The following is a 9,260-nucleotide window of genomic DNA, read 5'->3' as shown; positions in this document are numbered from 1 at the left end:
TCATACTCAGCTTTGAGACGGTGAAAGGTTTTGTTTGGAGTAAATGTTTCTCCATCATACTTGCCGATGTACTCGCGTTTATGGTCAGCGCACTGTTTTTCGGCATTCCAGAAAGGCTTGTCGATATAGGCATAACCATTCTGACACCTTACTTTGCTTGTGATCCAAGGCTCGTTAATCTTCAGTTCCATACCATCACCTCCTTGGTATAATTATACCAAGGAATTAACGGAATTGAAAGCAAAATGTGCTATTTTGATACAATATTTTGTGGCTGCAAAGCCAGTAAACACAAGGCTTTGAGAAAACAAATCAAGCGGATTTATACCTTAACCTTGGTATAAATTCACGGGAGCTTAGGATTGAAGTAAGTTGAGGAGAAAAGATAAATCCTCCAAAGGAGAATAGCTTGTAGGATTTATGCGCGGGAGCTAAGTTTAGGCCTGAGATAAATCTAATCGCGAACAATTGTTGGTGAGATTTACCTGTTGATTCAAGTGGAGGAGTAAAAGATAAAACTTAGGAGGGGAAAGCCCAAGCTGGATTTACGCATTGAAGAAAGTTGAGAAAAATCGATAAATCCAGGAAGGGAAAAGGCTTGGTGGGATTTACGAGCGGAAGAAAATAGAGACAAACTGATAAATCTAAGGAGGGAAAAGTCTATGCTGGATTTACGTGTAGAAGAAAATAGAGCAAAATTGATAAAACCGTGAGACATCAATTCCTAATCAGGTTTACCAAGTGGATGAATGAAAGCAAAATACCAAAGAAATACGCAATGAGTAAGAGCAAAAACAAGCTAGACCAATAAGATTAGCTGGTAAAAGACAAGCTCGTTCAAGCAAATTTCGTGCCAGCACCAATCTTATATTAATAATCGATAAACAATCTTAAAAATTCGTATATAGCCGCATTTTTCACAATTAGTCGCGTATAATGATATTAGGTATGATTTATACGCGAGGTTTTTTATGAAAAAAATCCTGATCGTAGATGATGAAAGAATTACACTGCGAATGACGCAGCATATACTCGCTTCTCAATATGACACAATTTGTGTGACATCAGGAAGTGAGGCCATTGAGGCATACAAACGTGAGAGACCTGACATGATCCTCACGGATCTTCATATGCCCGGAATGAGCGGCTTTGAGCTTCAGAATACACTTCAGGACCAGTATGCCGAACATATTCCGGTTATGTTTATGACTGCTGATGCCGACGAGGAGACGGAAGGAAAAGGCTTTGAGCAGGGTGCGGTTGACTTTATCAGAAAACCGTTCAGGGCAGATGTACTGCTTAAGCGTGTAGAAAACATCTTGAACCATGTGGAGCAGATTCAGGGACTTAAGGCAGCCGCCGAGACTGATCCCATGACAGGACTCCTTAATAAAGCATCTTCGCAGACCGAGATTGGCGCCATGTGCAGAACCACACGCGGTGTTCTTATGATGATCGACCTGGACAGCTTCAAGCTTGTAAATGACCTCTACGGCCACAGCATGGGAGACAAGATCCTCATCAGATTTGCGGAGATAATAAGAGCAGCGATCAGAACCAACGATATCGCGGGCAGAATGGGCGGTGATGAGTTTATAGCTTTCTGTCAGAATATCCTGGATGAAAAAATCGTCGCCGAAAAGACCAGATTTATCAATGAAGAACTCCTCAAATCCGCTAAGGAGTTTATGGGGGAGAATATGAATATTCCGCTTGGAGCTTCGGTTGGAGCGGTTCTTGCTCCCGAGGAGGGCACTGATTTTCTCACCTTATATAAAAAGGCCGATAAAGCTCTTTACGCAGTTAAGCAGAATGGAAAGCACGGACACAGCATGTTTGTGGATTCCGGTAAAAAAGAGGAAGAGCAGGTATCAGTCACTTCGGATATTGCTCAGGAAATGATGATTCTCGGGGAGCGTAACAAAGGAAAAGGCGCTTATTCACTTGATGGTGATCAGTTCAAGCTCATTTATCGATTTTTATGCAGAGTACAGGAGAATTATCAGGTTGGCAATCATTTCATAGTGTTTACCATAAGCCCCGAAAAAGAGGGAGAGACAAAGATTCCACAGGAAATCGGTGATGCCTTTTTTGAGGTGGTGAAAGATTCCTTAAGAGGGAGCGATGTAGTATCGCAGAACGGGAAGAACCATGTAAGATTGCTTTTACTGGAGTCAGAGGATGTGAACACTGACATGGTTATAAAGCGAATTATTAAAAATTGGAAGGCTAAGGATCCGGAAAGCAAGTACGTTATTACCTACGAGATGGAAATGATAAAGGGATAGCCACATGTCGACGAACGGGGGTAAAAGTATGAGAGATGAGCAGATGATGCATTACCTGACGGGGCTCCCAAATGCAGGGGGATATATCAGGGAAATTGCAGAGCGCATCAATCAGGGGACTATCACAAATTACACAGCTTTCTATTTCAATCTGAAGGGTTTTGGCAACATCAATGGCAGATACGGAATGGAGTGCGGCAATAAGGTTTTAGTCCAGTTTACTGAAAAAGTGAAGGATTTTCTTTTGGATGATGAGATATTGGGACATCTGGGAGGAGATAATTTTGTCGCGCTCATAAATAAGGAGAGGAAGGAAAAATTCTGCCGCCTTTTGAACGGAATAGAAGTTTATCTGGAAAATGATATCAAGCTGAAAATCCAATCGACAATAGGACTTTGGGATATCGAGGAGACTTTCGATGATCCCGGAGATGCCATCGGCAGACCATCCGTAGCGCTTCAGCATGCAAAACATGTGCTGCACGTGCCTGTCGTAAAGGTGACCGATGCGATGCTCAAAAAGGTTGCCAGCAATAAGGAGGTTTTGGAAAAATACCAGAGTGCGCTTGAAAACAGAGAGTTTCTTGTTTTCTATCAGCCGAAGGTGGATTCCAGGACCAACACGCTTGTTGGTGCAGAGGGACTTGTCAGATGGAAGCATGGCGGAGAGATGGTTTCACCCGGTGTTTTCATCCCACCGCTTGAAGAGAACGGCGAGATAGTGCTGCTTGATTACTATGTGCTTCGCCGCGCCTGCGAGGATATTAAAAGATGGGTAGAAGAGGGGCTCACACCCGTACCTATCTCGGTCAATTTTTCAAGAAAAGACCTGCTGGACGTTGATCTGGCAGAGAATATAGACAGGATCATTACAAACTCCGGAATTGATAAGAAGTTCATCGAGGTTGAGGTTACAGAGACTGTGGACGAACAGGAGCACGGTGAACTATCCAAGTTCATCAAAGACCTGTATGACCGCGGAATTATGACCGCAATTGACGACTTTGGAGCAGGATATTCTTCTCTTGCAACACTTCGTGAATTCCAGGTGCACACTCTGAAAATCGACCGTTCATTTATCAATACCGATGAATTTTCATGGAAGGATGAGGTAATTCTAAAGGATATCATCCACATGGCTTTGGGGCTGGGAATGAACGTCGTCACCGAGGGTGTCGAGAGATCTGATCAGCTCGAATTTATAAACAAGGTTGGATGCTTTGTTATTCAGGGATTCTTCTACGACAGACCACTGCCGGTGGAGGAATTTGAGGAGAGACTGAAGAATAAGGTTTATCCCAAGAAGGAATGAACATAATAAAAGAACCTGTACTTCGCGGGGGTACAGGTTCTTGTTTATTTTAAATTTCCCTGCGCTCTGTGGACTGATCTTATTGTTCTCTGACTGCCGAGCTCCGGATTTGTTATATTCTTTTTAATTACCAAACGAAAGTAACTGCTTCTGCTACGTCTTCTGTGATTGTGTTGTCTTTTACGAGTTTCTTAAGCCATTTCTCCAGGTCGTCTACCTTGTGTGCTGTCTCTATGAAGTGAATACTTTTTCCATTTACATCTTTTGCAAGAAACAATTCGTACATATACATAAGTCATTTACCTCCGTAAAACTCTTGTGATTTGTTTCATGCGTTCGGCCGTTTGTGCATGTTTTTTGTTGTTCACTAATATTATCGATATGGGAATATGAAAAGTTTATAGCTAGAACAAATGTTTTTAACTTTCATTTTAGGGCGATTTCAGTTGAAAATTATATTCGGAGGAGGGTGTCTTGATAGGTCGAGAAATGCAAAAGAACCTGTACTTCATGCAATAAAGAAGTACAGGTTCTTTTTTGATGCAATGAGAAACGTTTTTGGGATTTTGAAAAAATGACACCGAAAACATATTGACAAACGGAAACTTGCACGCTATTATTTCAAAGTAATTTAGTTAAAAAGAATTTAGTTAAAATGGAGGAAACAAAAATGACATTCGAGGAAATCAAGGAACTTATAGCAGAAATTCTTGCAGTAGATGAGGACAAGATCACAAAGGACTCAAAGCTCATCGACGATCTTGGAGCTGATTCACTCAGCGTTGTGGAACTTCACATGGAAATCGAGGAGAGACTTGGCGTGAAGATTCCCGATGAGGAAGTTGCAAATCTTAAGACTGTTCAGGACGTGCTGACTGCAATCGAAGCACACAAATAATAGGAGGTCTGCGATGGGGACTTTTCTTGATACGTTATCTTTTCCTGCAAGAGTCAGGAAGGATATTGGAGAGGTTTTCCTGAAAAAAGATAAGGAGCCGGTTTTCATAACCTGCAAATCCTGCAACAGACGTGCCCTTAAGAGGGACTGGCAGGAGAACTTCTATGTATGCCCTGTGTGTGGCAATTACAGACCGATAGGGGCTTACTACAGACTCTCACTCATCCTCGACAAGGGAACCTTCAGGGAACTCAACGAGGACATGACGGCGAAGGATCCGATGGGCTTTCCGGAGTACAAGGATAAGCTTAAGGGTCAGATGCAGAAGACCGGACTTCCCGAAGCAGCTGTTACAGCGACAGGGAAAATCGGTGGCCATAAGGTAGTGTGCGCAGTTTTGGACAGCCGCTTCTTTATGGGAAGTATGAGCAGTACTGTGGGTGAGAAGGTGACAAGGGCAATTGAGTATGCCACTGAAAAAAAGCTTCCGCTAATCATCTTTTCAGCCAGCGGCGGTGCCAGAATGCAGGAGGGTATCTATAGCCTTATGCAGATGGCAAAGACCGCAGCGGCAATTGAGGAGTTTAACGCAGCGGGAGGACTTTACATAAGCTTTCTTACACATCCCACAACCGGCGGCGTTACGGCGAGCTTTGCATCCCTCGGTGATATCACCCTGGCCGAGCCCGGCGCACTCATCGGATTTGCGGGGCCAAGAGTAATTGAGCAGACTATCCACAAAAAGCTGCCCAAGGGCTTCCAGCGAAGCGAATACCTTGAGGCACACGGTTTTGTGGACAGAATCGTTCCCAGAAGCGAGATGAGAGATACGCTCCTGCAGCTGATCGAACTGCATGCCTAAAGACAGCAACAATAAATGCCTTCCCCCTGGGGGGGAAAGGTGGCGCGAAGCGACGGATGAGGGGGTAACCCATGATACAAAAAGTTCTAACCAAAATAGACAAACTCGACGCAAAAATCTCTTCCCTTGAACAGAGGGCAATCGGCGCGACAAAAGCGCTTGTAAAGGAGTCCTTAAAAGCGCCCGATGTCCTTAGAGACACCAGGGAAGATTACGAAGCCTGGTCCGAGAGTGAAGATGAGCTTGATAAGCTCAAGGACATGCGCGATCACTTCCTTAGCGAATGTGAGAATCTCACACCTGATGAAAAGGTCTTTCTTGCAAGACATCCTAAGAGACCGCATATTGATGATTTCATCGGCGGACTTTTTACGGATTTCTTCGAGCAAAAGGGCGATCATCTCTTTGATGAGGACAAGAGTATTTACGGAGGAATTGCCAGATTCCACGGAATACCCGTGACGGTAGTGGGGCATATGAAGGGACACACCATGGAGGAAAACATGGAGTACAACTTCGGAATGCCTTGCCCCGAAGGATATCGCAAGGCTCTTAGAATAATGAACCAGGCTGAAAAATTCGGAAGACCGATCATTACTTTTATTGATACGCCCGGAGCTTATCCCGGACTTGAGGCTGAGGAGCACGGACAGGGCGAAGCCATCGCAATGAATCTTGCGAAGATGAGCCAGTACCATGTTCCGGTAATTTCAGTCGTTACAGGTGAGGGCAATTCAGGCGGAGCCCTTGCAATAGGCGTTGCAAACAAGGTTTTGATGCTTGAAAATGCGGTTTATTCCATTTTGAGTCCCGAAGGGTTTGCCAGCATTCTGTGGAAGGATGCTGAGAGACACAAGGAAGCCTGCAAGCTCATGAAGCTCACGGCAGACGACCTCTATGAGGCAGGAGTTGCCGATGAGATTGTAAAGGAACCTGTGGGGGGAGCGCAGAGAAATTATGGTGAAGTTTTCAAAAATCTGGACCGCGTCCTCTATTCAACCCTGAAGGAGCTGATGACACTGTCGCCATCCGGCTGCAAGAGACAAAGACTTGAGAAATACAGGAAGATCGGATGAGGTTATGAAAAATATTGAAATAATATCTACCGGAAGGGCTGTGCCCTCGAAGGTCGTTACCAACGATGATCTTGCGAAAATCGTGGACACCAATGACGAGTGGATAAGCACCAGAACCGGAATTCGTGAGAGACGCTTTTGCAGCGAGGAAGAAAGTGCGACCACTCTCGCAGTGGAGGCGGCAAGAAAAGCTCTTGAAGCTTCGCAGCTTGCACCATCCGATATCGGGGCATGCATCTGCGCCACAATTTCCGGTGACTATGCCACTCCAAGCATGGCATGTTTGGTTCAAAGAGAGCTCGGCTTAAGGGAGCCTATACCCACACTTGATGTGAATGCTGCCTGCAGCGGCTTTTTATACGGAATCGAGGTTGCAAGGGGACTGCTGAATGGCTGCGGTGAAAAGTATGCACTTGTTGTCGGTTGTGAACAGCTCTCAAAGCTTCTTGATATGACTGACAGAAGTACCTGCGTCCTCTTCGGAGACGGCGCAGGAGCTGCGGTCGTGAGGCTCTCTGAGGATGCGACTTACGCATCGACTCTCGGTGCAAGAGGCGGCTTTGAGATAAATGTCGAAGGCGCGGGACACGGTACCAGCCACATCCATATGCAGGGACAGGAAGTTTTCAAGTTTGCAACATCGATCATACCGGTTTGCATCAGGCAGCTTCAGGAAAAGAGCGGCCTTTCGGTGGAGGATGTAAGCAGAGTGGTTTGTCATCAGGCCAACGAGAGGATTATCGATTCTGTTGTCAGAAGGATGAAGGCAGATCCCGGCAAGTTTTACAAAAACATGGACCGCTTCGGCAATACAAGCGCGGCTTCGGTGCCGATCGCACTCGACGAGCTTGTGGAAAATGGTGACGTAAAGGCCGGAGACATGCTGATGATGGTAGGCTTTGGCGCAGGTCTCACCTGGGCCGGAGCAGTGATTCGATATGCAGGAGTTTAAATATTATGAAAAAAATCAATGAAATCCTGGGCACGGAATTCCCCATAATCCAGGGCGGCATGGCGAACATCGCAACAGGCTCTTTTGCTGCAGCCTGCTCAAATGCCGGAGCCCTCGGACTTATCGGCGTCGGAGGGATGAACCCCAAGATGCTCAGGGAAGAGATAAGAATTTGCAAGAGTAAGACAGACAAGCCGTTTGGCGTGAACATAATGCTGATGCATCCCGATGCGGACGAATTTGCTGATATCGTGGTGGAGGAGGGCGTCAAGGTAGTGACTACCGGCGCCGGCAATCCCAGCAAGTACATGGAAAAATGGAAGGCTGCGGGCATAACGGTTATCCCCGTTGTGGCGGCTCCTATCCTTGCAAAGCACCTGGAAAAAGCAGGTGCGGACATGATCATCGCAGAGGGCTGTGAGAGCGGCGGCCACGTGGGGGAGATGACCACAATGACACTGGTCCCTCAGACCGTTGACGCGGTTAATGTCCCTGTTATAGCAGCCGGCGGAATCGCCGACAAGAGACAGGTCAAGGCAGCCTTTGCACTCGGAGCCAGCGGAATCCAGGTGGGGACATGTCTTCTTGCAAGCGATGAATGTCCTATACATGAAAACTACAAGAATGCCGTTATCAAAGCCAAGGGCACAGATGCGGTTGTGACAGGAAGAATCGGCGGGACACCGGTCAGAGTTCTCAAGAACAAGATGACTCGCGAATACATCAAGCAGGAGAAGGCGGGAGCAGATATGCTCACCCTGGAAAAATTCACTCTTGGAAGCCTTCGCAGAGCCGTTTTTGAAGGCGATACCGATACGGGAAGTCTCATGGCAGGCCAGACCTGCGGACAGGTTAAGGAAATCAAACCGGTTAAGAAAATTTTAGAGGAGCTGATGGAAGAATGAAGACTGCATTTTTATATGCGGGCCAGGGGAGCCAGCATAAAGGAATGGGCGAGGATCTCTACCGCGATTTCGAAGAATTCAGAGGAGTTTATGACAATGCAAAGACCTCTTTTGATCTTAAAAAGATGTGTTTCGAAGATCCGGACGGAAACCTCTCAAAGACAGGCTACACACAGCCCTGCATGGTTGCCTTTGCATCCGGAGTTACCGCAATTTTAAATAAACATGGTAAAAAGCCCGACTATCTTGCGGGACTCTCCCTCGGTGAGTACTCAGCTCTTCAGGCAGCAGGCGTCTGGGATTCAGGAAAAGCCATAAGCCTTGCTGCTTTCAGAGGCGAAGCCATGACCAAGGCTGCAGAGGGTGTTGAGTCAGCTATGACAGCGGTTATGGGACTTTCCGAAGAGGAACTGCAGGCCTGTGTCGACAAGGCATCAGCGGAAAGCTCGAACGGCACCGACGGACTTGTTTCCATCTGCAACGACAACTGCCCCGGACAGATTGTTATAGGCGGCGAGAAGAAGGCAGTTGAGAGAGCAACTGAGCTTGCAAAGGAAAGCGGCGCCAAAAGATGCATTCCGCTTAATGTCAGCGGACCTTTTCACACAAAATATATGAGCAGCGCCGGCGATGCTCTAAAGAAATACTTCAGTGATATTGAATTCGGAAAAGAGCAGATTCCTGTGGTTTTCAACGTTACAGGACGTGAGAAATCAGAGGCGGAAACAGTTGAAGACTTGCTTGTAAAGCAGGTTCAGAGCGGCGTTAAGATGACACAGACAATCAAGTACCTTTTGGATAAGGGCGTAAGACGCTTCGTCGAGATCGGCCCCGGAAAGGCACTCACAGGCTTTGTTAAGCGCACAGCCAAGGAAATGCAGGTAGATGATATCGAATGCATCACACTTGAAACCTCCGAAGATATAAAGAATTTCCTTGAGATGGCGTGAGGCGAAGGCTTAGAGAC

10 protein-coding genes are annotated in these 9,260 nt (G+C 46.3%); 8 read left to right on the top strand and 2 right to left on the bottom strand.

The features are described 5' to 3' along the window. A partial coding sequence (locus G630_RS0115790) for a hypothetical protein (RefSeq protein ID WP_026499147.1) occupies positions 1 to 191 on the bottom strand: 191 nt, incomplete at its 3' end. A gap of 780 nt (positions 192 to 971) precedes the next feature. On the opposite strand from G630_RS0115790, the gene G630_RS0115785 reads away from it, so the two are divergent. Together G630_RS0115785 and G630_RS23850 are read left to right on the top strand one after the other, a co-directional pair. Then, a complete protein-coding gene (locus tag G630_RS0115785) occupies positions 972 to 2,288 on the top strand; it encodes a GGDEF domain-containing response regulator (RefSeq protein WP_026499146.1) in 1,317 nt (438 codons plus the stop codon). 28 nt (positions 2,289 to 2,316) lie between these two features. Beyond that, positions 2,317 to 3,600, top strand: coding sequence for a putative bifunctional diguanylate cyclase/phosphodiesterase (locus tag G630_RS23850; protein ID WP_022762444.1), 1,284 nt, complete (start codon positions 2,317 to 2,319; stop codon positions 3,598 to 3,600). A 127-nt stretch (positions 3,601 to 3,727) separates the two neighbouring features. Here G630_RS23850 and G630_RS24815 read toward each other — a convergent pair whose 3' ends face one another. After that, positions 3,728 to 3,892, bottom strand: coding sequence for a hypothetical protein (locus G630_RS24815; RefSeq protein WP_022762445.1), 165 nt, complete (start codon positions 3,890 to 3,892; stop codon positions 3,728 to 3,730). A 378-nt stretch (positions 3,893 to 4,270) separates the two neighbouring features. Here G630_RS24815 and acpP point away from each other — a divergent pair, with 378 nt between their 5' ends. The 6 genes from acpP (at position 4,271) to fabD (ending at position 9,243) form a co-directional block, all read left to right on the top strand. Then, on the top strand, positions 4,271 to 4,498 hold the full coding sequence (gene acpP, locus G630_RS0115770) for an acyl carrier protein (protein ID WP_026499145.1): 228 nt from the start codon (positions 4,271 to 4,273) through the stop codon (positions 4,496 to 4,498). Positions 4,499 to 4,511: 13 nt separating this feature from the next. Then, entirely contained in the window at positions 4,512 to 5,360 is an 849-nt protein-coding gene (gene accD / locus G630_RS0115765) for an acetyl-CoA carboxylase, carboxyltransferase subunit beta (RefSeq protein ID WP_022762447.1), read from the top strand. Between the two features lie 71 nt (positions 5,361 to 5,431). Then, positions 5,432 to 6,436 carry an acetyl-CoA carboxylase carboxyltransferase subunit alpha gene (locus G630_RS0115760; protein WP_022762448.1) on the top strand — a complete coding sequence of 335 codons (1,005 nt, stop codon included), beginning with the start codon at positions 5,432 to 5,434 and terminating at the stop codon, positions 6,434 to 6,436. A 4-nt stretch (positions 6,437 to 6,440) separates the two neighbouring features. Next, a complete protein-coding gene (locus G630_RS0115755) occupies positions 6,441 to 7,388 on the top strand; it encodes a beta-ketoacyl-ACP synthase III (protein ID WP_026499144.1) in 948 nt (315 codons plus the stop codon). 5 nt (positions 7,389 to 7,393) lie between these two features. Then, entirely contained in the window at positions 7,394 to 8,293 is a 900-nt protein-coding gene (locus G630_RS0115750) for a DUF561 domain-containing protein (protein ID WP_026499143.1), read from the top strand. Next, positions 8,290 to 9,243: an ACP S-malonyltransferase gene (gene fabD / locus G630_RS0115745; RefSeq protein WP_026499142.1), complete on the top strand. Its 954-nt coding sequence runs from the start codon at positions 8,290 to 8,292 to the stop codon at positions 9,241 to 9,243. The genes G630_RS0115750 and fabD overlap by 4 nt, the downstream gene beginning before the upstream one ends. Positions 9,244 to 9,260 lie beyond the last annotated feature (17 nt).

Origin of the sequence: Butyrivibrio sp. WCD2001, assembly GCF_000424485.1 — a bacterium.
Taxonomy (GTDB): domain Bacteria; phylum Bacillota; class Clostridia; order Lachnospirales; family Lachnospiraceae; genus Butyrivibrio.
Note: the sequence above shows the minus strand (reverse complement) of the source record. Positions and strands in the feature narration are given on the sequence as shown.